27 protein-coding genes are annotated in these 24,847 nt (G+C 43.1%); 20 read left to right on the top strand and 7 right to left on the bottom strand.

The window, feature by feature from the left end; genetic code table 11:
- The first annotated feature begins 36 nt into the window (after window positions 1-36).
- The 4 genes from ACIFOD_RS17940 to ACIFOD_RS17925 all read left to right on the top strand — a co-directional run bounded on the left by ACIFOD_RS17940 (window position 37) and on the right by ACIFOD_RS17925 (window position 5,721).
- Window positions 37-1,101 (top strand): carbamoyl phosphate synthase small subunit, encoded by a 1,065-nt coding sequence (locus ACIFOD_RS17940; protein ID WP_430315739.1) that lies wholly within the window; start codon window positions 37-39, stop codon window positions 1,099-1,101.
- Complete coding sequence (locus ACIFOD_RS17935; protein WP_430315738.1) at window positions 1,094-4,171, top strand: carbamoyl phosphate synthase large subunit; 3,078 nt, start codon at window positions 1,094-1,096, stop codon at window positions 4,169-4,171. The genes ACIFOD_RS17940 and ACIFOD_RS17935 overlap by 8 nt, the downstream gene beginning before the upstream one ends.
- A complete protein-coding gene (gene argF / locus ACIFOD_RS17930; protein WP_430315770.1) occupies window positions 4,171-5,121 on the top strand; it encodes an ornithine carbamoyltransferase in 951 nt (316 codons plus the stop codon). Before ACIFOD_RS17935 ends, argF begins: the two co-directional genes overlap by 1 nt.
- A 150-nt stretch (window positions 5,122-5,271) precedes the next feature.
- Complete coding sequence (locus tag ACIFOD_RS17925) at window positions 5,272-5,721, top strand: YueI family protein (protein ID WP_430315737.1); 450 nt, start codon at window positions 5,272-5,274, stop codon at window positions 5,719-5,721.
- Here the strand turns inward: ACIFOD_RS17925 and ACIFOD_RS17920 are convergent.
- Window positions 5,718-6,785 (bottom strand): AbrB family transcriptional regulator, encoded by a 1,068-nt coding sequence (locus ACIFOD_RS17920; RefSeq protein ID WP_430315736.1) that lies wholly within the window; start codon window positions 6,783-6,785, stop codon window positions 5,718-5,720. The two genes, ACIFOD_RS17925 and ACIFOD_RS17920, sit on opposite strands and share 4 nt — an antisense overlap.
- Window positions 6,786-7,075: 290 nt before the next feature.
- On the opposite strand from ACIFOD_RS17920, the gene gatC reads away from it, so the two are divergent.
- The 4 genes from gatC to ACIFOD_RS17900 all read left to right on the top strand — a co-directional run bounded on the left by gatC (window position 7,076) and on the right by ACIFOD_RS17900 (window position 12,234).
- Window positions 7,076-7,366 (top strand): Asp-tRNA(Asn)/Glu-tRNA(Gln) amidotransferase subunit GatC, encoded by a 291-nt coding sequence (gene gatC, locus ACIFOD_RS17915; protein WP_113968770.1) that lies wholly within the window; start codon window positions 7,076-7,078, stop codon window positions 7,364-7,366.
- Window positions 7,367-7,378: 12 nt separating this feature from the next.
- Window positions 7,379-8,839 (top strand): Asp-tRNA(Asn)/Glu-tRNA(Gln) amidotransferase subunit GatA, encoded by a 1,461-nt coding sequence (gatA, locus tag ACIFOD_RS17910; protein WP_430315735.1) that lies wholly within the window; start codon window positions 7,379-7,381, stop codon window positions 8,837-8,839.
- 12 nt (window positions 8,840-8,851) lie between these two features.
- On the top strand, window positions 8,852-10,282 hold the full coding sequence (gatB, locus tag ACIFOD_RS17905; RefSeq protein ID WP_397553127.1) for an Asp-tRNA(Asn)/Glu-tRNA(Gln) amidotransferase subunit GatB: 1,431 nt from the start codon (window positions 8,852-8,854) through the stop codon (window positions 10,280-10,282).
- Between the two features lie 317 nt (window positions 10,283-10,599).
- Entirely contained in the window at window positions 10,600-12,234 is a 1,635-nt protein-coding gene (locus tag ACIFOD_RS17900; protein ID WP_430315769.1) for a M4 family metallopeptidase, read from the top strand.
- A 128-nt stretch (window positions 12,235-12,362) separates the two neighbouring features.
- On the opposite strand, the gene ACIFOD_RS17895 is transcribed toward ACIFOD_RS17900, so the two are convergent.
- Complete coding sequence (locus ACIFOD_RS17895; protein WP_181778054.1) at window positions 12,363-12,518, bottom strand: hypothetical protein; 156 nt, start codon at window positions 12,516-12,518, stop codon at window positions 12,363-12,365.
- Window positions 12,519-12,619: 101 nt separating this feature from the next.
- Here ACIFOD_RS17895 and ACIFOD_RS17890 point away from each other — a divergent pair, with 101 nt between their 5' ends.
- The 6 genes from ACIFOD_RS17890 (at window position 12,620) to ACIFOD_RS17865 (ending at window position 16,660) form a co-directional block, all read left to right on the top strand.
- Entirely contained in the window at window positions 12,620-13,048 is a 429-nt protein-coding gene (locus ACIFOD_RS17890; protein ID WP_113968513.1) for a DUF4257 domain-containing protein, read from the top strand.
- A complete protein-coding gene (locus ACIFOD_RS17885; RefSeq protein ID WP_181778055.1) occupies window positions 13,014-13,178 on the top strand; it encodes a hypothetical protein in 165 nt (54 codons plus the stop codon). Before ACIFOD_RS17890 ends, ACIFOD_RS17885 begins: the two co-directional genes overlap by 35 nt.
- 427 nt (window positions 13,179-13,605) lie before the next feature.
- On the top strand, window positions 13,606-14,172 hold the full coding sequence (locus ACIFOD_RS17880) for a thioredoxin family protein (RefSeq protein ID WP_430315734.1): 567 nt from the start codon (window positions 13,606-13,608) through the stop codon (window positions 14,170-14,172).
- Window positions 14,173-14,353: 181 nt separating this feature from the next.
- Window positions 14,354-14,734, top strand: coding sequence for a helix-turn-helix domain-containing protein (locus ACIFOD_RS17875; protein WP_324746472.1), 381 nt, complete (start codon window positions 14,354-14,356; stop codon window positions 14,732-14,734).
- A gap of 346 nt (window positions 14,735-15,080) precedes the next feature.
- Complete coding sequence (locus ACIFOD_RS17870; protein ID WP_430315733.1) at window positions 15,081-15,848, top strand: class I SAM-dependent methyltransferase; 768 nt, start codon at window positions 15,081-15,083, stop codon at window positions 15,846-15,848.
- 14 nt (window positions 15,849-15,862) lie between these two features.
- A complete protein-coding gene (locus ACIFOD_RS17865) occupies window positions 15,863-16,660 on the top strand; it encodes an arylamine N-acetyltransferase (RefSeq protein WP_430315732.1) in 798 nt (265 codons plus the stop codon).
- 76 nt (window positions 16,661-16,736) lie between these two features.
- Here the strand turns inward: ACIFOD_RS17865 and ACIFOD_RS17860 are convergent, their stop codons facing one another.
- The gene (locus tag ACIFOD_RS17860) at window positions 16,737-17,192 is read right to left on the bottom strand and encodes a DUF2269 family protein (protein ID WP_430315731.1); all 456 of its coding nucleotides are present in this window, start codon (window positions 17,190-17,192) and stop codon (window positions 16,737-16,739) included.
- A gap of 277 nt (window positions 17,193-17,469) precedes the next feature.
- On the opposite strand from ACIFOD_RS17860, the gene ACIFOD_RS17855 reads away from it, so the two are divergent.
- Entirely contained in the window at window positions 17,470-18,384 is a 915-nt protein-coding gene (locus ACIFOD_RS17855; RefSeq protein ID WP_113968518.1) for a diacylglycerol kinase, read from the top strand.
- 46 nt (window positions 18,385-18,430) lie between these two features.
- Here ACIFOD_RS17855 and ACIFOD_RS17850 read toward each other — a convergent pair whose 3' ends face one another.
- Window positions 18,431-18,781, bottom strand: coding sequence for a hypothetical protein (locus tag ACIFOD_RS17850; protein ID WP_113968519.1), 351 nt, complete (start codon window positions 18,779-18,781; stop codon window positions 18,431-18,433).
- Between the two features lie 239 nt (window positions 18,782-19,020).
- On the opposite strand from ACIFOD_RS17850, the gene ACIFOD_RS17845 reads away from it, so the two are divergent.
- The 5 genes from ACIFOD_RS17845 (at window position 19,021) to ACIFOD_RS17825 (ending at window position 21,687) form a co-directional block, all read left to right on the top strand.
- Window positions 19,021-19,326, top strand: a complete 306-nt coding sequence (locus tag ACIFOD_RS17845) for an antibiotic biosynthesis monooxygenase family protein (protein WP_397553121.1) — start codon at window positions 19,021-19,023, stop codon at window positions 19,324-19,326.
- Complete coding sequence (locus ACIFOD_RS17840) at window positions 19,326-19,697, top strand: hypothetical protein (RefSeq protein ID WP_430315730.1); 372 nt, start codon at window positions 19,326-19,328, stop codon at window positions 19,695-19,697. The genes ACIFOD_RS17845 and ACIFOD_RS17840 overlap by 1 nt, the downstream gene beginning before the upstream one ends.
- Before the next feature lie 135 nt (window positions 19,698-19,832).
- Entirely contained in the window at window positions 19,833-21,209 is a 1,377-nt protein-coding gene (rlmD, locus tag ACIFOD_RS17835; RefSeq protein WP_430315729.1) for a 23S rRNA (uracil(1939)-C(5))-methyltransferase RlmD, read from the top strand.
- A gap of 16 nt (window positions 21,210-21,225) precedes the next feature.
- Window positions 21,226-21,456: an excisionase family DNA-binding protein gene (locus tag ACIFOD_RS17830; protein WP_430315728.1), complete on the top strand. Its 231-nt coding sequence runs from the start codon at window positions 21,226-21,228 to the stop codon at window positions 21,454-21,456.
- A gap of 36 nt (window positions 21,457-21,492) precedes the next feature.
- Window positions 21,493-21,687, top strand: a complete 195-nt coding sequence (locus tag ACIFOD_RS17825) for a YwbE family protein (protein ID WP_044339059.1) — start codon at window positions 21,493-21,495, stop codon at window positions 21,685-21,687.
- A 171-nt stretch (window positions 21,688-21,858) separates the two neighbouring features.
- On the opposite strand, the gene ACIFOD_RS17820 is transcribed toward ACIFOD_RS17825, so the two are convergent.
- Genes ACIFOD_RS17820 through pxpB form a run of 3 tightly spaced genes read right to left on the bottom strand, consistent with a single transcriptional unit; the run spans window position 21,859 to window position 24,807 of the window.
- The gene (locus ACIFOD_RS17820; RefSeq protein WP_397553118.1) at window positions 21,859-23,049 is read right to left on the bottom strand and encodes an NRAMP family divalent metal transporter; all 1,191 of its coding nucleotides are present in this window, start codon (window positions 23,047-23,049) and stop codon (window positions 21,859-21,861) included.
- A gap of 37 nt (window positions 23,050-23,086) precedes the next feature.
- Window positions 23,087-24,091, bottom strand: a complete 1,005-nt coding sequence (locus ACIFOD_RS17815) for a biotin-dependent carboxyltransferase family protein (protein WP_430315727.1) — start codon at window positions 24,089-24,091, stop codon at window positions 23,087-23,089.
- The gene (pxpB, locus tag ACIFOD_RS17810) at window positions 24,088-24,807 is read right to left on the bottom strand and encodes a 5-oxoprolinase subunit PxpB (protein ID WP_430315726.1); all 720 of its coding nucleotides are present in this window, start codon (window positions 24,805-24,807) and stop codon (window positions 24,088-24,090) included. Before pxpB ends, ACIFOD_RS17815 begins: the two co-directional genes overlap by 4 nt.
- Window positions 24,808-24,847 lie beyond the last annotated feature (40 nt).

Raw genomic sequence — 24,847 nt, 5'->3', positions numbered from 1 at the left:
AACGTAAATAAAAATTCAATTGTAGGAGGCGATCTCATGACTGGTTACTTATGTTTAGAAAACGGAAAGACCTTTATAGGTGAAGTCACAATGGATGAAGAAGATCCCGTTCAGGGTGAGATTGTATTTTTTACGGGGATGACGGGATACCAGGAAGTACTGACTGACCCTTCCTATAAAGATCAAATCGTTGTTTTCACCTATCCGCTCATCGGTCAATATGGCGTGAACGAAGATGACTTCGAGAGCTCACAGCCTCAGGTAAAAGGGGTGATCATGCTCCAATCACCAGAGTTGTATTCTCATTACCATGCCACTTCTTCCCTTAAAGACTATCTCGTGGAGTGGAAGATTCCCTTCATGACAGGTGTGGATACGAGGCAGGTAGTGAAGGCGATCCGAGATGTTGGAACTCAAAATGCGTGTATATCTTATACAGAAGTGCTTCCTTCAAAAGAAAAGCTTACAGGTCAAATCGAAAAGGTAGCCCTTTCTCAGATCCGCGAGATGGGTAGTGGAAACAAGCACATAGCCGTCGTCGATTTCGGTGTGAAGAAATCGATTGTATCCAGTCTGATAAAGATGGATTGTATTGTTACCGTCATTCCCTATCATCAGCTTGAGCTTCTGGATCAGATGAACGTGGACGGATTGGTGTTGTCGAACGGTCCGGGAGATCCGAAAGAAATGAGGAGTCTTTTACCCAAGCTGAAGGGAAAAATCATGGAGCTTCCGACCCTTGGAATTTGTTTAGGGCATCAATTAATCGCTCTGGCACTCGGAGGGAATACCGAACGATTATTATTCGGTCATAGAGGAGCGAATCATCCTGTCATAGACAACCAAACCGGAGAGGTGTTTATCACATCACAAAATCACAATTATGTCGTGAATAGGGCCAGTTTAACAGGAACCGGGTTGGAACCGCGTTTTATGAACGTCAATGACGGTTCCCTTGAAGGACTTCAACATATAAGCAAGCCTATCCTTTCAGTTCAATTTCACCCTGAAGCGCGTCCGGGTCCGGAAGATGCTTCGTGGATATTCCAACAATTCTATCAAACGATTAAACAACCAGGGAGAGAGAAGATGTATGCCTAAAGATTCCAGTATTCAAAAAATCCTCATAATCGGATCAGGTCCCATCATCATCGGGCAAGCAGCAGAGTTTGATTATTCAGGTACACAAGGCTGCCTTGCCCTGAAGGATGAAGGGTATGAAGTAATACTCGTGAATCATAATCCGGCGACGATCATGACGGATACGACCTACGCTGACAAAGTGTACTGCGAGCCCTTAACGGTCAAAACATTAACTGCGATTATCGCTAGTGAACGCCCCGACGGAATCGTCGCAAATCTTGGAGGTCAAACCGCTCTGAATCTTGCAGTGGAGCTGGATGAAAGAGGAGTTCTCGCGGAGTATGAAGTGACACTGCTTGGTACCTCTGTGGATTCGATTCAAAAAGGGGAAGACAGAGAGAAATTTCGAACCTTGATGAACACATTGGGACATCCAACGGCAGAAAGTGATATCGTACACGATCTTCAAGGGGCTATCCTTTTTTCTGAAAAGATTTCCTTCCCGATCATTGTGCGCCCGGCTTATACATTGGGGGGAAGAGGTGGCGGTATCGCTTCAACCAGGGAGGAATATAGTAAACTCGTTCAAACCGGATTAAAGGCGAGTCCGATTCATCAAGTACTGGTGGAAAAAAGTATCGCCGGGTTCAAAGAGATTGAGTATGAAGTCATGAGAGATTCGAAAGGAAATTGTATATCCGTCTGTAATATGGAAAATTTCGACCCTGTTGGTGTCCATACGGGTGACTCCATCGTCGTCGCTCCGTCTCAAACTCTGACAGATCAAGAGTTTCATATGCTGCGTACAGCGGCGTTTAATATTATCAGTGCGCTGGAAGTGGTGGGAGGATGCAATATACAATTTGCTTTAGACCCTGACAGTAACCAATACTATGTGATTGAAGTGAACCCAAGGGTGAGCAGGTCTTCTGCTTTGGCATCGAAGGCAACAGGCTATCCCATCGCCAAAATAGCGGTTAAGCTTGCTGTTGGCTATACGTTGAACGAAATTATCAATCCGCTGACGAGAACTACTTTTGCAAGCTTTGAACCGGCTCTTGATTACGTTGTGGTGAAGTTTCCAAGATGGCCATTCGATAAATTTCCAGAGGCGAATCGGGTGCTCGGAACGAAGATGAAAGCAACGGGTGAAGTGATGGCGATTGAGCGTTCGTTAGAGGCTGCTTTTTATAAAGCTCTTCAGTCGTTGGATCTGTCCTTAGAAAACATATATAACGAACTGGCCGGCTTATCTCATGAAGAGCTGGAAAAAAGGATTGGAATACCAACGGATCTTCGCTTTTTTGAACTGCTGGAATTGTTGAAACGAGGCCATTCGATTTACACACTTCATGAAAAGACAGGAATCGATAAGCTGTTCTTGTCTATCATGAATAACTTAGTTTTCATGGAAAATAAGCTGAGAACATCCGACTTCACTTCTGATCTTTTGAAAGAAGCAAAGCAATTCCGGTTTGAGGATAAAACCATTGCCGGATTAATGGGGAAACCGGAAGCGTCAATAGAAAAAATGAGAATGGAGGAAGGAATTGTGCCCGCCTTTAAAATGGTGGATACATGTGCAGGTGAATTCGAAGCGATCACCAATTATGCCTACTCTACTTATTATGGAGACAATGAGATTGAACCGTTACAAGGAGGGAAGAAGGTCCTGATTGTTGGAGCGGGACCGATTCGAATCGGTCAGGGGGTCGAGTTTGACTATAGTGCGGTTAAGGCGATTCACCGATTGAAAGAGCATGGATACACCACCATCATGGTGAACAATAACCCAGAAACCGTGAGCACGGATTATGAGACGGCAGATCGATTGTACTTTGAACCTATTACGAAAGAATCGATCCTTTCCATTATCCAGCACGAGAACGTCGATACCGTACTCGTTCAATTCGGCGGACAAACGGCATTAAACCTGGCTTCTATTTTAGAGAAGAAAGGCACCCAATTATTTGGGACGTCTTCAGATATCATTGACCGTGTAGAGGATCGTGAACGTTTTTATCAACTGCTGGATGAACTGGAGATACCTCGTGTGAAGGGGGATATCTGTCACAGTAAAGAGGAAGCATTACAAGTAGCACAACATTTAACCTTTCCTCTTCTCTGCCGTCCATCCTATGTGATTGGAGGAAAAGGGATGGTGAAGGTAACGACACAACCCGAAATGCAGAAGTTTATACAGGAAGCGGATGAAGAGTACTTTCCTATTTTAATAGATGAATTTAAAGAAGGTCAGGAAATTGAAGTTGACCTGGTGGGGGATGGAGACAGAGTGTATGTTCCCGGAGTAATGGAGCATATTGAACGGGCAGGCGTCCATTCAGGGGACAGCATGTCTATTTTTCCTTCTGAATCCCTGTCAGTTGAAATCAAGAGAACGATTGAAGGTTACGCCCGGAAGATTGTGTCTTCCCTTCATTACAAAGGGATCATGAACATTCAATTTTTGCTGCAGGGTGAAGAGGTATTCATGTTGGAAGTGAACCCAAGAGCAAGCAGGACGGTTCCGGTGGTCAGCAAGGTTCTTGGTTACTCATTAATCGATATGGCCACAGACCTTATGTGCGATGAGACATTGAAGATAGACGCCTTTAGCCCTCCTTCAGAAATAGACGTTGTTGGAGTGAAGTATCCTGTATTCTCATCACATGCCCTGCCGGAGATCGATCAAACACTCGGAGCCAATATGAAGTCAACGGGAGAAGGATTATGTCTGGGTAAAACGGTTGAAGAAGCCCTGTTTAAAGTATTTGAAGGCTTGCATGAGGATGTAGAGACCGGTGGAACGGTTTATATCGATAGTGACCAGAAAGAATTAAAACAATACCAGACTTCTACGGAAACTTCGTTTAGTGACTGGATTGAAACAAGCAATGCCACGGTGTATTTCAGTCATGAAGAAACGGATGAAATGAAGAAGAGAAGAATTGCTGCATTAGAAGCAGGGGTCACCGTTTTAACAGAAGCAGAGACCTTGTATGCCTTCATTCGAAGTATGAAGGCATGTAAGGTGAACCCCATTCCATTGGCACCATCAAAATCCATACAGGGAGTGAGCAGAGTATGATGAATTCAAGTGTTGCGACGTCACCGGTAAAGGTTTCTTTAAAAGGGAGAGATCTTGTCACGTGGTTGGATTACACAACGGAAGAAGTATATGAGCTCTTATCACTGGCACAGTACTTGAAGAAAAATCCTTACTCAAAGGTGTTGGAAGGGAAAACCCTTGGTATGATCTTTGAGAAGTCATCCACAAGAACCCGTGTTTCATTTGAAGCGGGAATGCTCCAGATGGGAGGTCATGCCATCTACCTGAATGCCCGTGATATACAGCTGGGTAGAGGAGAGTCGCTCGCAGATACGGCACGGGTCCTTTCTTCTTATGTGGATGGAATCATGATCCGTACGTTTGAAACTCAGAAAGTTACAGAACTGGCCCAGTACGCGAGTGTGCCAGTGATCAACGGACTTTGCGATACTTACCACCCTTGTCAGGCATTGGCGGATGTACTCACGATTTTGGAACTTGCGGGAACGCTAAAAGGATTGAAGGTTGTGTATATAGGGGACGGGAATAATGTGGCACACTCCTTTATGATTCTATGTGCGAAGCTTGGAATGGATGTCGTCGTTTCTTGTCCTGAAGGATATGAACCCGATAAAGAAATTGTCGGGAAGACGGTGGAGCTTGCCGGGATGAACGGGGGAAGCTTTACTCTTTCTTACGATCCTGTTGAAGCGGTTAAGAACGCGGATATCGTATATACCGATGTATGGGCAAGTATGGGGCAGGAGGAAGAAGCAGTTAAGCGTCTTAAAGACTTCAAACCATATCAAGTGAATGAACAGCTGCTTCAACATGCTGCACCACAAGTGAAATTTCTCCATTGTCTCCCGGCACATCGTGAAGAAGAGGTGACAGCCGCTGTCATTGACGGACCATGTTCTGCCGTATTTCAGCAAGCGGAGAATCGATTACATGTACAGAAGGCTATACTGCAATCTCTATTCGTATAAAGCCAAAAGGTCCGCTTCTGTTTGGAAGCGGACCTTTTAGTTGCCTGAAAGCATTTCCATAAGAGAAAATAGTACTGAACCAAACGAACACATGTAAACATATAGTGTAGGAGAAACTGTAATTAGACCGTTTTGGAGGTGCTTGTGGTTTTGAGTAAACCAACGATTGATGATTACCTGGATAATGGAATATATGGCCAGAAGCAAACGAAGCCTGATGAGAGAAGAAAGTTTCTCGGGAGCTTGCGGGAACGAATCGTCATTGCCCTGACCCAGAGTCAGGTAAGGGAAAAAGGAGTGTATAAGGAAGTTCAGGAGAGTCTGAAGAAGCATCCTGAGGCGAAGCTTTTATTAAATGGTAATATGAGCTACTCCTTCTTATCTAAATACATCAAGCTCGCTGATACCTATCATGTCTCGTTTTCAATGGTGACAAATAAGGAGATCGAAACCGATATTGGTCTCGTCCTCGCTTATGATCATGCCATTGATAAAGAGGAAATCTATGTGAAGAAAAAAAATGAAAAGAACTCTGAAGCCGAAACGAAACAAAAGCCAAAGAAAAGCCTCTTTTCATCGATTAAAAAGAAGCTTTTTTAATACTGTGTGCCTTTTTTGAAAAATGAGAGTTTGAACAGCCCTTTCAAAATCGCTGGGATGATAAATAGAATAAACAATATCCGAAATAAGTGATATCCGGTAATGATGGAAAGATCCGCGTTGACGGCTTGTCCCACTAAGGCCATTTCAGCCATTCCCCCCGGAGCCAAGCTAATAAAGGCAGTAAGAAATGTAATGTCATGCCAGCGACTTAATACAAAGCTAAGGCCCGCGCAGCATAATAGCAGGCAGACGGAAGTAAACAAAGACCAAAGGATGAACTTGGACAACTCTTTAGATGAAGAGAAATTCATCATGAAACTAAAGTAGATTCCGAGGGATAATTGAGCAAGAATGATGAACGGATCGGGCATTGGGGATACAGAAAACCCAGCCACCATGAAGCCGCCAATGACTAAAATCGGTCCCAGCATTGCAGGGGTGGGTAAATGGGTTCTTTTAGCCACAATCCCTGATAGAATGGCAATGATGAAGAATAAGATGAAGACCCATTGGAATGAGGGTACTTCGAATGGTAGTGAAGCATTCCCGGAACTGGATCCACCACCTCCTGTTAAAAGGGGGCTGAACACCAGAAACGGTACAATGAAGATGACCGATAATAAACGGATCACCTGCAGGACTGTCACAACCGTTAAGTCTATATTCTTCATTTCTTCTCCAAGGGCCACCATCTGCGAAAGTCCTCCCGGTATACTTCCTGTAATGGTTGAGGAAAGACCGATTCCCGTCATTTTAGACGTAATATAAGCAAGTACCATACTGAAGACAATGATGGCAATCGTCATCGTCAGCATGGAAGGAAGCTGAGTGAAGATTTCAATCATGGTTTCCTGACTAAAGGTTTGGCCAATGGCATAGCCTACTATGATTAATCCAAGATCTCTGAAATAAGAGGGCCATGCTAAATCGAGCTTCGTCCATTTATTGATGAAGAAGACTGAAGTCATAGAACCGAGAAGCCAGGACAGGGGGAGGTGTAGAAGTGTAAATACCCCGCCGCCCGCAATTCCAACGACAAAGGCTAATAAAATAGGATGCATTCTAAAAATCCTCTCATTTTAAGTACTCTATTTAAAGGTAATCAATTGGAGGAGAGGAAGCAAATGGAATGCGTTAACTATAATTTCACCGCGTGATCCCCCACCCAAGGTCCATCCCTCACAAAATGGCACATCCTATCCCCGGTTCGTGGTAGAATGAATGGAGGTATGGACAAGAATCAGCCATGCTCTTAACCATCGTTATCTCTTATCATAGTTGCTTTAATGAAGCGAATTTTGGTATTATCAATAGTATTGTGAGTGTTCGAACATATACGGAGGTGAAGAAGATGACTAGAATTTCTGAAGAGCAAGTAAAGCATGTTGCCCACCTTGCACGACTAGCCATCACAGAGGATGAAGCGAAAAAGTTTACAACTCAATTAGATGCGATTATCGGGTTTGCCGAGCAGCTGAATGAATTGGATACTTCAAATGTGGAAGCAACGAGTCATGTGTTGGATATGAAGAACGTTATGCGTGAAGATAAGCCTGTTGAAGGACTGCCACGTGAAGAAGTACTAAAGAACGCACCAGACAAACAAGATGGACAAGTACGCGTTCCATCGATCTTGGACTAAGGAGGGGACCTCATGTCATTATTTGACCATAAATTATCAGAGCTTCATGAGCTTTTACATAAGAAAGAAGTATCTGTCACAGATCTTGTAGACGAATCATACAAACGTATTGATGCCGTTGAAGATAAAGTAAAAGCATTTTTAACATTAGACGAAGAAAATGCCCGCAGTAAAGCGAAAGAAATGGATGCAAAGCTTGGTACAGACGAAAGCAAAGGTCTGCTATTCGGAATGCCGATCGGGATTAAAGATAATATCGTAACAAAAGGACTTCGTACAACTTGTGCCAGTAAAATCCTTGAAAACTTCAATCCGATTTATGATGCTACGGTTATCAATAAATTACATAGTGCCGATACGATTACGATCGGAAAACTGAATATGGATGAGTTCGCGATGGGTTCATCTACTGAGAACTCCGGTTTCCAGAAAACGAGCAATCCATGGAATCTTGAAACGGTTCCCGGTGGATCTTCAGGTGGTTCAGCAGCATCCGTTGCAGCTGGAGAAGTACCTTTCTCACTGGGGTCGGATACAGGTGGATCGATTCGCCAGCCAGCAGCATTCACGGGTACTGTCGGTTTAAAACCAACGTACGGACGTGTATCCCGTTTCGGTCTTGTAGCATTCGCTTCTTCACTGGATCAAATCGGGCCGATCACTCGTAACGTAGAAGATAATGCCTATTTACTGCAAGCGATCGCTGGTCTTGATCCGAATGATTCTACTTCAGCGAATGTTGAGGTTCCGAACTACGCGGCAGCTCTGACAGGCGATGTGAAAGGCTTGAAGATTGCTGTGCCGAAAGAATATTTAGGTGAAGGTGTCGGCGAAGAAGCCCGTCAATCAGTGCTTGCTTCATTGAAAGTGTTGGAAGGCAAGGGAGCTACATGGGAAGAAGTTTCTCTTCCTCACTCTAAATTTGGTGTTTCAACGTACTACTTATTAGCGTCTTCTGAAGCTTCTGCAAACCTTGCCCGTTTCGATGGTGTTCGTTACGGTTACCGCACTCCAAACGCAGAGAACCTTCTTGATCTTTACAAGAAAACCCGTGCAGAAGGATTTGGGGATGAAGTGAAGCGTCGTATTATGCTTGGAACATTTGCATTGAGTTCTGGATACTATGATGCTTACTACAAAAAAGCACAGCAGGCCCGTACACTGATCAAGAAAGATTTTGAAGATGTATTTGCGAAATATGATGTCATTATTGGACCAACAACACCAACTCCAGCTTTCAAAATTGGAGAAAAAATCGATGATCCATTAACGATGTATGCAAACGATATTTTAACGATTCCAGTAAACCTAGCAGGTGTACCGGGAATCTCTGTACCTTGTGGATTCTCTTCAACTGGATTGCCACTTGGATTGCAAATCATCGGAAAGCATTTTGATGAAAGCACGATATATCGCGTAGCTCATGCGTTCGAGCAAGCTACAGACTTCCATACAAAAAGACCACAACTGTAAGGGGTGAAATCAATGAACTTTGAACCAGTAATCGGACTAGAAGTCCACGTAGAATTAAAAACGGACAGTAAGATGTTCTCTCCGGCACCGAACCATTTCGGAGCAGAGCCGAACACGAATACAAACGTCATCGACCTTGGATATCCCGGCGTACTTCCGGTGGTGAACAAGCGTGCCATTGAGTTCGGAATGAAAGCCGCAATCGCATTGAATTGTGAAATCGCAACGGATACGAAGTTTGACCGTAAAAACTATTTCTATCCGGATAACCCGAAAGCTTATCAAATTTCTCAATTTGACAAGCCAATCGGTGAAAACGGCTGGATCGAAATTGAAGTGAACGGTGAGAAGAAACGCATCGGAATCACTCGCCTTCACCTGGAAGAAGATGCTGGAAAGCTGACGCACTCAGGCGACGGTTATTCCCTTGTCGACTATAACCGCCAAGGTACTCCTCTTATTGAGATTGTATCTGAGCCGGACATCCGCACACCGGAAGAAGCTTATGCGTATCTTGAGAAACTGAAATCCATCATTCAATACACAGGGGTTTCCGATTGTAAGATGGAAGAAGGGTCGCTTCGTTGTGACGCCAACATTTCCCTCCGTCCAATCGGCCGGGAAAAGTTCGGAACGAAAGCCGAGCTTAAAAACCTGAACTCCTTTAACTTTGTTAAAAAAGGATTGGAGTATGAAATCGTCCGTCAGGAAAAGGTTCTTTTATCCGGAGGAATGATTCAACAGGAAACGCTTCGTTTCGATGAATCAACAGGTAAAACGATCCTCATGCGTGTCAAAGAAGGATCGGATGACTACCGTTACTTCCCTGAACCTGATTTATTACATCTCCACATCGATCAAGAGTGGATGGACCGCATCCGTGCAGAGATTCCTGAGCTTCCGGATGAGCGTAAAAAGCGCTATGTAGAAGATTTGGGCTTACCTGCGTATGATGCCATGGTTCTGACATTGACGAAAGAAATGTCTGATTTCTTCCAGGAAACCGTTGAGGCAGGAGCGGATGCGAAGCTTGCGTCCAACTGGTTGATGGGTGAAGTTTCAGCTTACTTAAATGCCGGTCAAAAAGAGCTTGAAGACGTTAAGCTGACCCCTCAAGGATTAGCTGGCATGATTGCGTTAATCGAAAAAGGAACGATTTCTTCCAAGATTGCGAAGAAAGTGTTCAAAGAACTAGTGGAAAACGGTGGAGATCCAGAACAAATCGTGAAAGATAAGGGTCTTGTTCAAATCTCTGACGAAGGTGCCTTACTCAAGATTGTGACGGAGACGCTCGATGCCAATCCACAATCCATTGAAGATTACAAGAATGGGAAAGACCGCGCCATCGGCTTCCTCGTTGGTCAAATCATGAAAGCAACAAAAGGACAGGCCAACCCGCCGCTTGTCAACAAACTGCTGCTTCAAGAAATTCAAAAACGTTAATAAAATATGCGTAGCCCCTGGAAACCTTATATTTCCAGGGGCTATTTTTGTACGGAAGAGGGACGGACCTTGAAATAAATTCAAGGTCCGTCCCTCTTTTTAGTTCAAGTTTTCCTAAAAAGCATGATTTCCCTGCGTTTTGTGTAGGTATTTTAACCCGATGTTGAAAAAAGAAGAATGTAGGTCTATTAACTCATTCGTTGTGGATAGTGCTTGTACTATAGTTTAACTAATGTTTTAAATAGTTAGAAAATTCTAATAAAGAGGTGTTGTAATTGAAGAAAAAAGTCGTAGCATTAGGGTTAACAGCAGGGTTAATGATGAGCCCGGTATTTTCTCCGGAAGCATTGGGTGCTCCAAATGTGAGTGAAAAGGTAAACTTCAATGAGAAGACGGGAACTCCTCAGTTTATATCGGGGAAATTAACCAAGGCATCCACCAATGCCCCGGAAACAATCGTGTTTGATTATTTAATGGAAAAACAAAAGGCCTTCAAGTTCAAAGGTGACTCCAAGCTTTCCTTCAAAGTGACAGAAAAACGTAAGGATGATTTAGGATTTACATATCTCCGTATCCAGCAGGTGTATAAAGGAACGCCTGTATACGGAGCAGTTCTAACAGCGCATGTGAATAAGGAGGGTGTCCTGACTGCATTATCGGGAGCACCAGCTACAAACCTGGATCAAAAACAAAATCTGAAACAAACCAAAAAATTATCTAAAAAAGAAGCAGTTTCGGCAGGGGAAAAAGACCTGGTAGCCCTTGTAGGCAGCCAACCTGACTATGAATATGCACCGAAATCCGATTCAGTGATCTATATGAAAGATGGGGAAGCCCATTACGCTTATCTCGTAAACTATAATTTCCTTGCTCCGGAACCAGGGAACTGGAATTATTTCGTTGATGCTGTGACAGGTGAGATTCTGGGGAAAGTAAATGAGCTTCATGAAGCGAAAGGTGTAGGCGGTGGCAAGCCTGGCGGCGGTGGAGGTCCCGGAAGTGGTGGAACCGATGCAGTTGGATCAGGAACAGGGGTACTGGGAGACACGAAATCGTTAAATACCTACCTCTCATCGTCTACGTATTATTTACAAGACCGTACAAGAGGTGGAGGAGTCTTCACCTATGACGCAGGGAGTCGTACTCGTCTGCCAGGTTCCCTATGGGCAGACAGCGACAATCTATTCAATGCAAGCTATGATGCAGCTGCTGTAGATGCTCACTATTACGCAGGTCAAACTTACGATTATTACGCCGATACACATAACCGAAACAGTTATGATGGGAATGGCGCAGCCCTCAATTCAACGGTTCATTATGGCCGAAACTACAATAATGCATTCTGGAATGGACAGCAAATGGTATATGGTGATGGAGACGGCTCAACATTTGTTGCTCTTTCAGGAGGATTGGACGTTGTAGCACATGAGCTTACACATGCCGTAACGGATACAACAGCTGATCTGATTTACCAAAATGAGTCAGGGGCTATCAACGAATCTATGTCTGATATCTTTGGAACATTGGTAGAATACGATACAAATAATAATCCTGATTGGGAGATCGGGGAAGACATCTACACGCCTAATCAAGGTGGGGACGCTCTTCGCTCCATGTCTGATCCGGCAAAATACGGTGATCCGGATCACTATTCTGTAAGATACACAGGGACGCAGGACAATGGTGGGGTTCATATCAATAGTGGAATAGGAAATAAAGCGGCCTATCTGCTAAGTCAGGGTGGAACTCACTATGGTGTGAAGGTGACGGGAATCGGTACGGATAAAACCGGGGCGATCTATTACCGTGCATTAACTCAATACTTGACACCATCTTCAAACTTTAGCCAGCTTCGTTCAGCAGCAGTTCAAGCGGCTACAGATCTATATGGTGCAGGAAGTGCCGAGGTGGCGAGTGTGAACGCGGCGTACAATGCAGTAGGTGTCAATTAAATAGACTGATTGAATAGAAGGGCTGTTAGGGCTCTTCTTTTCTTTGATTAGAAAGTTCCTGAACCTTATCAAGGCACGAGGGACGTATATGCACGGTGGATATTTTTTCGGCACTTTCTCATTAAATGTTATATTTGCTTCCTTTTTGCTTTCTCCAGGATCTGTTTAGCCAAGCGGTAATAGGTATCCGCTTCGACTTTTGATTCAGCTCTCTTTAAATGCATCATGTAGTTTTGGAATCGAAGTTTGTCGACTGACGAGACTTTCATCACGATTTTTCTCATTTTGGCACTCCTTTAGTGGACAAAATTGCGTCCAATTATCTATTCTGAATTTTCTGTAAATAATGTATAATAATAGTAAATGATTCCAGAGGGTGGATAGAATGTCCTTATTCGAAGTGATCTTGTTGCCAATGTTAATGGGTGGTATTGGAGGCTTAGGACATATTCTGGTTTTCAAAAATGGTCATTTCACTTTTCCGCGAAAATTTATCGATGACCAAGGTGAGAAGCACTATCTTTTTGGCTCAACAAAGGATATTATCATAGGCATTCTAGCAGGGTATCTGTCAGTATTACCGGTTGTTGAAACGGTCCCGATCTGGTATGTCATCTATATTAGTTTATTATCAGGAATCGGGGGAAGTTCCGTCATCACACGAAAAATCGAACAAAATTTAGCAAACACCAAAGCGTCTTATATCCAAGAGCTATCTCATTATCAGCTCGAACCGACCTCTAAGGGAGGATCTCCAAACCATAATGAGGTGAAACCTGTTGGCGAAGTGGAGGAAAAAAAGAATCAAGGTTGAACTGCCACCAGAAGACTATGAAAAAGCAAATCAGTATATAAAAAGACTGAAGGAGGCAGATAGCCTAGTCGAGCTGAACTACTACTATAATAAAGTGGCAAAAATAATTGAGAAATCACAAGATGTCTAAGATGAGTCAATTGAAGAGTAGTCCTATACCTATCTACTTTAACCAAAAAAAGTGAGGATGAAACTGACAATTGAGTCAGCTTTTTTTCTGTTAAGGAAAGATGTATGAAAGATATTTCTCTTCGCATACTTATCTATTTCCATCCTCCCCCTCTGGAAAGAAAGCCTGAGGAGTAGCAGTGTGCTATTCCTTTTTTTGTTGCAGAGTGTTAATAGAAGGAGTTCATAAGAACCTGTAAACCTGTCCATTACGGTGCTTTTCTTATATTATATTCCTACAGGCATAATCGTACAATTGAAATTTTGAATAGAATAAAAAGTATATTTTCCTTGTGGAATACGACAAACATGAATATGCTATAAAGAGAAAATAAGAGAAATGTTGTTCGTGCTTCACTGGAATGTGTGGCGCTGAGGGAGGAAGAAACATGAACTTAGAACAATGGTTCAGTAAAGGGATGACACCTGAAGATTACTTGGAATATATGAGTGTACATAAAGAAAATACCGAAGCGATCAAGAAAAACTTTACGATTCCACAGGAAGACATAGAGGTATTGAATATACTTGGAGAACACTCTTTACGAGTGATTGCCATCACGGAGGATTGGTGTGGAGATGCCATGCTGAATATCCCCATTTTGTTAAAAGTGGCAAAATCCGCTGACATGGACGTTCGCATGATTTTACGGGACGAAAACCTTGAACTGATGGATCAATACTTAACGAATGGCACATCGAGAGCGATTCCCATTTTTATTTTCATCGATCGTGATGGGAATGAGAAGCTTGTATGGGGTCCAAGAGCTCCGATGGTGAAGAAAATCGTGGATGACGAACGTGCGAAGCTGCCGCCGAAGGATCATGAGCTTTTCCCGGAAAAGCAGAAGGAAATGATTCAACGCTTAACTTCTCAATATACTAAAGATCAAGAAGTATGGCAGGAAGTGTATGAAAGCCTGAAAACGAGTCTTGTCCAGAATGTGCTGATGTAAAACGAAACGAATAGTAGAAGACATCCGGTCGGTTCCTGGAGTCTTCTTTTTTTAGGGTACGATGCCTTCACACTCACTCAAAATTGAATGGTAAAAAGTACCCGTCGACATGGGATTTTTTGCCGGTTCACGAATGACGGAATTCGCGTTAATATGGTAGAGGATGAGGAGCTGAAGCATCATGATTCACCAAAAGACAAATACAATTGTAATAGAAGCGCTAAATAAATTTCCCCATAAAATTCACATAAAATTGGGAGAAATCCTGCGTGAAAGAGGGTTGACACAAGGCGATCTTCATCGCTTAACAGGGTTGAGAGTGGCTACGATTAATGAGCTAGTGAATTTCAAGAAGAAATCCTTAACGGTGGCTCATCTTGTTTCCATTATGATCGCCCTTAGAATTACAGACATTCGTGATCTCATCGAAGTAGAATTTGATCAAGAAGTTCAAGACTACTTCAATGAAGAAAATCAACGAATGAAAAATGGGTTCACTCCAGACCTGACAAAAACCGCTGAACAAAACGTAAAGCGAATCGCAGCTGGAGCAAACAACTAAACATCATTACATCTCAAACGGTCATTTCTGATGACCGTTTTTTTTAGGTTAGGGACGGATCTCGGTTTCTTATTCGTTTTCCCTTCTCAAATGATAGAAATATAATAATATAACTCAAGGTTTATAACCGGGCAAAACAGGATAATCCCTTAAAGTAAGAGTTTATTTAGAAGATTTTTAATTATTACGATACAAAAATCGTCAAGGTCCGTCCCTGGCAGGAGTTTTGGGACAGGGTACAGAATGTAGTAGGTATGGTGTTGTTGGCAGGGTTTTGTGATGGAGTTGACATGAAATCGTAATGCTCATTTGAGGGAAATTCAATTATGATAGGGGAAGAGAGTATATGGAAGTTAATTTTGGTCATGTGACCTCTCGTTATGCTGCGTCTGGTGAGGATATTCCGCATCAATTTTTTGATACATTAAAGGTGAGGGGAATTGTGTGGGAAGGAAGGAAAGTAGCTGAAATTGGGTCGGGTACCGGTGCTTTGACACGAAAGCTGCACAAGCGTGGAGCAGAAGTGATCGGGATCGAGCCGTCCATTGAGCTTAGGAAAGCTGCCAAGGCATTAGAGAGTAAGCAATACTTGGACATCCCATATCTTACAGGTACAGCTGAATCTACGAATCTGCCAGATCAGTACTATGATATCACGATGATTCACAGAAGCTGGCATTTATTCGACCGTCCAAAGGCGATCAGCGAAATGAAACGGATATTGAAGGAAAAAGGGACGTTCATTGTGAGTGATTCAAGCTTCGTTCCAAACCATGAAGTGGCAAAGGATACGATGACGTTTTTAAATGAATATATAGATATGACTCCCTCGGGATCAGGGAATCAATTGAATGGAATTCCTGTGGAATGGCTGTTAGAATGGCAGGAAGCTGACTTTAACTTGAAAGACTTTTACACATTTTATTACGCAGTCGATTTTACGTTACAGTCCTGGTGTGAGCGGGTAGGCTCCTTATCTTGGTTCACTCAATTAGAGGATAGTGAGAAAGAGGGACTACTCCAATCATTACATACGTTCCTGTCCGGGCGTTACGATCCTATTCGTGAGTTTACTCTTCAGCACCAGTTTACAGTCTGCCTGATGAAAAAGTAGAAAGAGTGATCGGATTGGAAGCAGTAAAAAAATATGTAAACTATTTAAATATGGATAAAGAGCCGCCTACATTGAACTATTTGCAACGACTTATCCAGCAGCACTTGATCAGGATCCCATATGAGACCTTTAGTAAATTCTATTACTTTTCTCAAGGTGAATCCTTTGTTCCTTCCTTGCACACTTTCGCAGAGAATCTCCACTCTAAAGGGTGGGGAGGCACCTGTTTTACATTAAACATCAACTTTGGAAGACTGCTGAAAAAGTTAGGCTTCCATTGTCAGTTTGTCAGAGTGCAACCGGGTCATCTTGGATTAATGATTACCATCGATAATCGTAAGCTCTATGTGGATGTTGGATATGGATCCCCGATCATGAAGCCTGTGGAGCTTGAAGCGAGGCAAAAGCATCTTCTTCACGGTTTCGGGGAAGAAATCATTTTTACCCAGAAAGACATTCGTGAATTTGAAGTGAATCGACGTTCAAATGGCAAATCCTTTGTCAAAAAAACCATAGAGTGGATCCCGTTAGAGGAAGAAGAATTAGAGTCCGATATAGAAGCATCTTACTTGGATTCTGATGACAACATTACAATGAGAAGAATCACCGCAGTCCGCTTCCAGGGCAATCAGTGCTACTTTCTTCGCAATCAGACCTTGAAAGTGATGACCTACCGAAACATCCGTGAATATCAAATGAAAGATTTTGATAAGTGGAAAGATATCGTCGGGGAAGTCTACCACTTTGATGCAACATCCCTGCAGGAGTCCATCCAGTTTTTACAACAACGGAATATCAAGCTGTTCCCATAGACCGTCTGGAATATCGTGTTGATATTCTGGATGGTTTTTTGTATATACGTGAAATCATTCATTCGCACTACTTTATTTAAGGCTTCATGATCATAAAAATAAAAAGTAGTACCCCTAGAGAGGATGCAAGATAAAAGTAACGGTCCATGGTCACCAGATGTCGTTGGATTTCTTCAGGAGGTGCCCCTGTAAGATGTTCATTTTCCGGTAAGGATATCCATTCGTTGATTTTTTTAGAGACGGGCGTGATGAAGCCGATGACAATGATTTGAATGAAAACATAAAGTAGGACAGACCCCAGAATCCACAGCTGTGCAAGGCTGCCATAGTCCCCTGTATAAAAAAGGATGAACCCCGTTAACACGGCAATGCTTCCGCCAATCTTAGGGAAGTACTCCAATCGTTTATTCAATTCCGTCGTAACTTTTAATTGTTCAATGGTTTTGTCCGGCCTGGTTAAAACATGAGCAAAGAAAGTAGGCCCGACCCCTATAATGGCAGACAACACATGTAAAAGAATCAACCATTCCATCTGAGCACCTCCATGATGAGTAATCTATAAACATTACGAATGAGAGTGCCGATTTATGTATTTTTTATTACAACAATAGGGGGGAAGTGCTTTGCAAATTTCATTTTTCATTAGATTTTTCCAGCGAAAAGAGTTATGATATTGACCGGTAGACGCTTTATAATAAATAACCTGCGGAATAAAAATTGCATGAATAAAAATAATAAGTATATGATGTTAAAAGATGGAATATAAAAGGACGAGTCTTAGGAATTAATACAGATTAGGATGATGGGGTATGAAACGAGCAAGAATTATTTATAATCCTACTTCTGGTCGAGAGCTATTCAAAAAGCACCTTGCAGAAGTATTAATCAAATTAGAACAAGCAGGATATGAAACCTCCGTTCACGCAACCATTTGCGAAGGAGATGCCACTGAAGCGGCACGAATTGCTGTAGAACGTAAATACGATATCGTTGTCGCTGCCGGTGGAGACGGCACGTTAAATGAGGTAGTCAACGGATTAGCCGAACAGGATTACCGACCTAAGCTTGGAATCGTTCCAATGGGGACAACGAATGACTTCGCACGGGCTCTTCACATTCCAAAGGATATTGGATCAGCCATTGATGTCATCACAAAGGGTGAAACCATTCCTGTCGATATCGGGCGCATGAATGAACGCTACTTCATTAACATCGCCGGTGGAGGAAGAATAACCGAATTGACCTATGAAGTGCCGAGCAAGCTTAAGACGATGATGGGGCAGCTGGCCTACTATTTGAAAGGGATTGAAATGCTTCCATCCATCAAGCCGACGGACGTATCCATCGAGTATGATGGAAAACTGTTTGAAGGGGAAGCAATGCTGTTCCTAATCGGTTTAACCAACTCAGTTGGCGGCTTTGAAAGGTTGGCTCCGGATGCGTCAATCAATGATGGCTTATTCTCGCTTTTAATTTTAAAGAAGACAAATTTGGCCGAGTTTATCCGCATTGCGACATTGGCCGTTCGAGGTGAGCATGTAAATGATCCCAACGTCATTTACACACAGGCCAATCGAATCAAGATCAAAGCTAAAGAAAAGGTGCAGCTGAATGTAGATGGTGAGCTGGGAGGAGTCCTTCCTGCAGAATTTGAAAACCTTTACCGCCATTTGCAGGTATTTGTCCCTCTTGATAAAATCCGCCCGGAAGATAAAGCTGAATGATGAAAAGGAATGCCATTTGGGGTAATGGCATTCCTTTTTTTTATTCTCAATTTACTAACAAAAACACACTAAATGACAATGGGAAACCAATCAGAAAGCCCCATCCGATCTGTTGCTTATGCCGGAACGGAACTTTTCTCACAATCCATGACAAAATGTGGGCGATGATCACAAATGCAAAGACCCATATCAATTGTCCGACCACAAACACAAATAGATAAGCTAGTATGGATTCCTTATTTAATAAAAGGGAAATCCCGAATCCAAAGGTCAAGGTTAAAAATGTGACTGCAATGAATATGTAGGGTAGCCACCATCTTCTTGACTTGAGAGCAAATAACACCCCAAGAAAAACATTCCCTACCAGGATAAGGTTGACTAAGAAGTCCGGGTTCATGTTTATCTACCTTCTTTTCTAGAATTGTTGCACATACCATTTTACCCTTTCTTCAACGCATAAAACGAGGTAAGTTTTAACAACCCGACTAGGAAATGTATAGTCATGAACCCCCTTATGGCTTGAGAGTGTCATATAGTGAACATTTGTTAAATTTTGTATTCCCTCTCACTTAGTGACTATGTTACAACGGATTAAAAATATGTCGGACATATAGTGCCACTGGAAGGGTGAATTCAATGTATATCGTACATTCAACATTTGTAGTTCCTGATGAGAAGGCGGATGAAGTGATTTCAATCTACCATTCCCGTTCAGGTTTAGTAGACGAAGCGGAAGGGTTTCAACGATTCCTCCTCTTACAAAATGAGATAAAGCCGGGAGAAATCACGGTTCATATGGAATGGGATTCGAAGGAGCACTTCATGACGTGGGTGCAAAGTGAGGACTATAAACGGATTCACGAACTGGAGAAGAAGTATCCGGATCAGGAGCTCGCATCCATTATTCCATCGATTGATCGCTTTAAGGTGGTGGCGTACTGATGGAAAATAAGTATAAGAGTGTCATAGATGAAGCAGTTGACAGATTGTACGAACGATACCCTGAATTAGCAGTAAAGTACGGTGAGGTCGGACGAAAGAAATGCTACGAAGACAATGTTCACCACTTTAACTATCTGGAATCGGCATCTGAAGTCGCGCAATCAAACGTTTTTTCTGACTATCCCCTTTGGTTGAACAGTGTGCTGGTGAGCAGAGGTATGAAATCAGATCACCTTATTGATAATTTCAAATGTATCATCGAATCTCTTGAAATGAGCGGTCTTGAAAAAGGTGAAGACTTCAAGCATTACCTGAATCAAGCAATCAAGTCCATTCAAAAGGCAGATCGTGAAAACATGCCGGCAAACTAAACGTAAAAGCATCGATCCACAGAGGTCGATGCCTTTTTTATAGAGAGGGACGGACCTCCATTCATTTCATTCTCCAACTCCATTTATGGTACAATCAGTAGAGTCTTAAAAAGGAATTCGTAAAGGAAGATATACGTGAGTAAAAAAGCACCAGTTCAAAAAAATGATTATATAGATGAAGCGGTATTTGAAGACTTAACCCATGATGGGAATGGCGTGATGAAGGTTGATGGCTATCCGTTATTCGTTCCAAATGCCCTACCAGGTGAGGAAGGGAAGGTTAAAGTCGTGAAACCGGGTAAAGGCTATGGATTTGGTCGACTGACAGAGCGAACCAAGGAAAGTCCGTTTCGCCAGGAGCCTCCATGTCCGATCTACAAAGAATGCGGTGGCTGCCAAATCCAGCACATGACCTATGAAGGACAACTGCAGGCAAAAGAAAAAAATGTCAGCGATGTCATGCAGCGTATCGGAAAGCTTCATGACGTCTGTGTTCACCCGGTTTTGGGAATGAAAGAACCATGGCGCTACCGCAATAAAGCCCAAGTACCTGTAGGGGAAAAAGACGGGCGCTTTGTTGCCGGCTTCTATCAAAAACGAAGCCATGAAATCATCGATATGGACAAATGTATCATCCAGTATGAAAAAAATGATGAAGTGATTCAGCATGTGAAGGATATATGCGAGAAACTGGAGGTCCGTCCCTATGATGAGAAGAATCATAAAGGGACCCTGCGTCATATTATGACCCGGACGGCTTATACGACGGGTGAAGTGATGGTCGTATTGGTCACTCGTACACCGGAGCTTCCCCATAAGAATACAATCATCGATGCTCTTGTCGAGAATATTGAAGGATTAAAATCGATTGTTCATAACGTGAATCCTAAAAAAACAAATGTGATCATGGGAGATTCCACACGCGTCCTGTGGGGGGAAGAAGTGATCCATGACTATATCGGGGACGTGAAGTTTGCGATCTCGGCAAGATCCTTCTACCAGGTGAATCCTGAACAAACGAAGGTGCTTTATGATAAAGCATTGGAATATGCTGATTTACAAGGAGAAGAAACGGTCATTGATGCGTATTGCGGGATTGGGACGATATCCTTATTCCTTGCCCAAAAGGCAAAGAAGGTGTATGGAGTTGAAATCGTCCCACAGGCGATAGAAGATGCGAAGAAGAATGCAGAGTTGAATGATATGACTAATGTAGAGTTTGAAGCAGGACCTGCAGAAGTCGTCATTCCCACCTGGTATAAAGATGGAATAAGAGCCGATGTCCTGGTAGTGGATCCTCCACGGAAGGGCTGCGATGAAGAGCTTCTGAATACCATCCTGTCCATGAAGCCGAAGCGCGTTGTCTATGTATCCTGTAACCCTGCGACACTTGCCCGTGACCTAAGAATTTTAGAGGATGGCGGGTACAAGACAACCGAGGTCCAGCCTGTTGATATGTTTCCGCAAACAATGCACTGTGAAGCCGTTGCGAAGATTGAGTTAGTAGAATAAGCGAGGAAGAAAGCCGATGTATCTTACAATTAAAGAAACAGCCGAATATCTGTCACTGCCGGAATCGTATATTGAGTGCCTCATTCAGCAAAATAAAATACGGGCGGTCCACGACGGAGATCAATATTTATTATACCGGGACCAATTCAATCAGCATCTGGAGCAAATGGAAAAAATGAAGCGTCAGCTTGCTGAATACCTAAGTGAACCGATTCCGGAAGATATCGATGTGAAGGATGAAGACTAGCCTTTCGGAAATCACCTAATGAAACGAGGATATACAATGAGCGGACAACAACGTTCCAATATCAAACAAGGTCTTGAAGTGGATATCGTCCTGAAAAAAGACCAAAGAACAAACAAACTGACACGTGGGATTGTAAAAGATATTTTAACCAATTCACCGAATCATCCCCACGGCATTAAAGTCCGGTTAGAAGATGGACAAGTTGGGCGAGTGAAGAATATTATTCAGTAGTGTAAGGAGAGAGGCCTTTGGTGGGCCTCTTTTTTTATCTTTGGGTAGTTTTTATTTTGGTGCCAGGCACAAAAGTGTAGATCGGTGCCTGGCACCAAACTAGTCTCCGCCATCGAAACCCATAAACAAAAAGACCTCGATCCATAACGGATCGAGGTCCTTCTTTTACACTTAACTAAACAATTGAGGAATGCCTTTGATTAACGCGTATACACCCATGTAGGACATGGCCACGACAATCAACGCACCGAAAATGGTCATCCAGATCGGGTGCTTGTAATCACCGACGATTTTGGTTTTATGAGCGGCGATAAGCATAACTCCCAATGCTATTGGCAAAATCAATCCATTAAGTGCACCAACGAGGATTAAAATCGCGACAGGCTTACCTACAATGACGAATACTAGTGTTGAAACGGTAATGAATCCAACGATTAGCCACTTATGATATTTCTCGAGAAGTGGGCTGAACGTTCGAATGAAGGACACCGATGTATAGGCAGCGCCCACAACGGATGAAACAGCAGCGGACCACATGACGATCCCGAACATCTTGTACCCTATATCACCGGCAGCCAGTTGGAATACGGAGGCTGGCGGGTTGGAAGGGTCCAATTGCAGACCTTGTGAGACAATCCCTAAAGCCGCAAGGAAAAGGAAGATTCGCATGATGGACGCGATACCGATTGCGGATACTGAGCTTTTCGTAATCTCAGGAAGTGCTTGTTTCCCTGTTATTCCGGCTTCCAATAGCCTGTGACCACCGGCGAATGTGATATATCCACCAACGGTTCCGCCTACGAGGGTAATGATAGCCAGAAAATCAATGGTGTCTGGTGCAAATGTTTTCGTAACGGCTTCTCCTACAGGAGGATTTGCTGTAAACATCACGTACACCGTAAGCATAATCATGAGTAACCCGAGGATCTGGGCGAACTTGTCCATTAATCTACCGGCTTCTTTCACCAGGAAGATTCCTACTGCGACAATTCCACTGAATAATGCGCCCATTTCAGGCGAAATACCAAACAGGACATTCGTACCTAATCCAGCTCCGGCGATATTTCCAATGTTAAAGGCCAATCCGCCCAGCACTATTAGGATGGCAAGGAAGTAACCTAATCCCGGCAAGACATCGTTGGCAATATCCTGAGCCCTTTTTTCAGAAATGGCAATGATGCGCCATATATTAAGCTGGGCACCAATATCAATGAGGATTGAAACAAGGATGACGAAACCAAAGCTTGCCGCCAGGGTTTGAGTAAATACGGTCGTTTGAGTCAGGAAGCCTGGTCCGATGGCGGATGTGGCCATTAAGAACGCAGCCCCTAACAATACGCTGAAATTTGATTTTTTCTTCAAGAAGTTCGCTCCTTTGCTGTCATGTCATGGGTTGAAACTACGAGTTGAATTTCAAGGCAACACCTTGTTTTAAATGCCTTAATTGTCGTTCACGATCTATGTAGAGTTCCTGGGCTTTTTCATGAGAAATCATCGTAAAGGTCAACTCTTCTCCAGGCTTTGCCTGAGCAATCAAAGGAAGATCCACTGACGCAATCTGACCGATTCTTGGGTAGCCTCCCGTCGTTTGCCGATCCGCTAACAGAACAATTGGCTTCCCATTCGAAGGAACCTGAATCGTCCCAAAGGCAACCGCCTCTGAAATCATATCAAAATCCTTCTCGAGATGGAGGGACGGACCTTCCAAACGGTAGCCCATGCGATCTGATTGAGCAGACACTTTAAAGGGTTCATTGAAAAAGTGTTCCCGGCTTTCTGCTGAAAATGAATCGTACTCGGTCCCTGTCATCACTCGAATCGTTTTCTTCTGTTGATAAGCCGAGATGAATTCAGAAGAAATCGACCAATCAATTTCCGTGAAATCATTGTTCTCTAAATAGGGAAGTAAATAGTCGATCATATTTTCAGATTCCTTCGAAAGCGTTCCGGCTTTCAGGTTGTCACCTTCTTTTAAAGAACGACCATTCAATCCTCCAATCCCTGCTCTTACGTAAGTTGACTTGCTGTTCATCACCGTTGCTACATTGAATCCACCTGCAATTGCAAGGTAACTGCGGCAGCCGCTCTTGCATGCCCCGAATTTAAGAATGCTTCCAGCTTTGATCAATAGTGATCTCCTTAAAGGAACCGGCTTCCCGTCAATGGTTGGGGATAAGTCCCCTCCACAAATCGATATAAGGCAGGTTTCCTTGAACTCAAGCATTGGACCCATAAGTGTCATTTCAAGAGTGGCATCGTTTTCATCATTCCCTACCAGCAGGTTAGAGATTTTATGGGCAAGTGGATCCATACTTCCACTCACGATGACGCCATATTTTTGATAGCCATACCTTCCAAGGTCCTGAATCGTTGAAAGGAGGCCCGGTTTCATTACATTAATCATTGTTCCTCCTCCAATGCTTTATATTCTTCAAATGAAATGGGAGTGAAACGAATTCGATCACCTGCTTTTAGTAAGCTTGGTGAGTCGTCGTTATTTGGTTTGAATAATTTTAAGGGGGTTCGACCAATCAGCTGCCACCCTCCTGGTGTTTCGATCGGGTATACGCCTGTTTGCTCTCCGGCAATTCCAACTGAGCCAGCCGGGATCTTGAGGCGGGGTGATTCCCTTCTCGGTGTCGCAATATCCGGGGACATGCCTCCGATATAAGGGAATCCCGGGGCGAATCCAATCATGTATACGAGGTAGTCACCATTGGAATGTTTCGCGATGACTTCTTCGGTAGGCATGTGATTGTGGTTCGCGACTTCTTCAAGGTCTGGTCCGAATTCTCCACCGTAGCAGACGGGAATGTCGACGATTCGGGAATCTGATTGTTCTAAGGTTGTAAGTTGGGAAAGCATATGTTCAATTTCTGAACAGACAATTGTGTACGGTAATGTACTCTGAAAAGGTTTGTAAGATTCTATGATTTTGATTGGGTCGTAATAAAGTGTGACGGTTGTAAATGCCGGTATGTATTCAACAAGCCAGTCGATTGACCGGGTTTCAAAAAAGGTGGTGACGGCTTTAACCTTTTCGTGTGTTTCTTGCTGAATTGAATTTCCTAATTGTATAACGACGGCATGATCGCCCAATGGTCGTAACGTATAATTCAAAGAACTACCTCCATTCGTAATTGTATGATTATAAAAAATA

The organism is Rossellomorea sp. NRS-1567, assembly GCF_050467885.1.
Classification (GTDB): Bacteria; Bacillota; Bacilli; order Bacillales; family Bacillaceae_B; genus Rossellomorea; species Rossellomorea aquimaris_C.
Note: the sequence above shows the minus strand (reverse complement) of the source record. Positions and strands in the feature narration are given on the sequence as shown.

Excerpts from the sequence above, each read along its gene's own strand:
- ACIFOD_RS17850 (WP_113968519.1), bottom strand. The coding sequence starts at position 18,781 with ATGAACCCGGACTTCTTAGTCAACCTTATCCTGGTAGGGAATGTTTTT.
- ACIFOD_RS17825 (WP_044339059.1), top strand. The coding sequence starts at position 21,493 with ATGAGCGGACAACAACGTTCCAATATCAAACAAGGTCTTGAAGTGGAT.
- ACIFOD_RS17890 (WP_113968513.1), top strand. The coding sequence starts at position 12,620 with ATGTCCTTATTCGAAGTGATCTTGTTGCCAATGTTAATGGGTGGTATT.
- ACIFOD_RS17935 (WP_430315738.1), top strand. The coding sequence starts at position 1,094 with ATGCCTAAAGATTCCAGTATTCAAAAAATCCTCATAATCGGATCAGGT.
- ACIFOD_RS17880 (WP_430315734.1), top strand. The coding sequence starts at position 13,606 with ATGAACTTAGAACAATGGTTCAGTAAAGGGATGACACCTGAAGATTAC.
- ACIFOD_RS17830 (WP_430315728.1), top strand. The coding sequence starts at position 21,226 with ATGTATCTTACAATTAAAGAAACAGCCGAATATCTGTCACTGCCGGAA.
- ACIFOD_RS17870 (WP_430315733.1), top strand. The coding sequence starts at position 15,081 with ATGGAAGTTAATTTTGGTCATGTGACCTCTCGTTATGCTGCGTCTGGT.
- ACIFOD_RS17920 (WP_430315736.1), bottom strand. The coding sequence starts at position 6,785 with ATGCATCCTATTTTATTAGCCTTTGTCGTTGGAATTGCGGGCGGCGGG.
- ACIFOD_RS17940 (WP_430315739.1), top strand. The coding sequence starts at position 37 with ATGACTGGTTACTTATGTTTAGAAAACGGAAAGACCTTTATAGGTGAA.
- ACIFOD_RS17840 (WP_430315730.1), top strand. The coding sequence starts at position 19,326 with ATGGAAAATAAGTATAAGAGTGTCATAGATGAAGCAGTTGACAGATTG.
- ACIFOD_RS17815 (WP_430315727.1), bottom strand. The coding sequence starts at position 24,091 with ATGATTAATGTAATGAAACCGGGCCTCCTTTCAACGATTCAGGACCTT.
- ACIFOD_RS17855 (WP_113968518.1), top strand. The coding sequence starts at position 17,470 with ATGAAACGAGCAAGAATTATTTATAATCCTACTTCTGGTCGAGAGCTA.
- gatB (WP_397553127.1), top strand. The coding sequence starts at position 8,852 with ATGAACTTTGAACCAGTAATCGGACTAGAAGTCCACGTAGAATTAAAA.
- ACIFOD_RS17845 (WP_397553121.1), top strand. The coding sequence starts at position 19,021 with ATGTATATCGTACATTCAACATTTGTAGTTCCTGATGAGAAGGCGGAT.
- ACIFOD_RS17900 (WP_430315769.1), top strand. The coding sequence starts at position 10,600 with ATGATGAGCCCGGTATTTTCTCCGGAAGCATTGGGTGCTCCAAATGTG.
- ACIFOD_RS17875 (WP_324746472.1), top strand. The coding sequence starts at position 14,354 with ATGATTCACCAAAAGACAAATACAATTGTAATAGAAGCGCTAAATAAA.
- argF (WP_430315770.1), top strand. The coding sequence starts at position 4,171 with ATGAATTCAAGTGTTGCGACGTCACCGGTAAAGGTTTCTTTAAAAGGG.
- gatC (WP_113968770.1), top strand. The coding sequence starts at position 7,076 with ATGACTAGAATTTCTGAAGAGCAAGTAAAGCATGTTGCCCACCTTGCA.
- gatA (WP_430315735.1), top strand. The coding sequence starts at position 7,379 with ATGTCATTATTTGACCATAAATTATCAGAGCTTCATGAGCTTTTACAT.
- ACIFOD_RS17860 (WP_430315731.1), bottom strand. The coding sequence starts at position 17,192 with ATGGAATGGTTGATTCTTTTACATGTGTTGTCTGCCATTATAGGGGTC.
- ACIFOD_RS17895 (WP_181778054.1), bottom strand. The coding sequence starts at position 12,518 with ATGAGAAAAATCGTGATGAAAGTCTCGTCAGTCGACAAACTTCGATTC.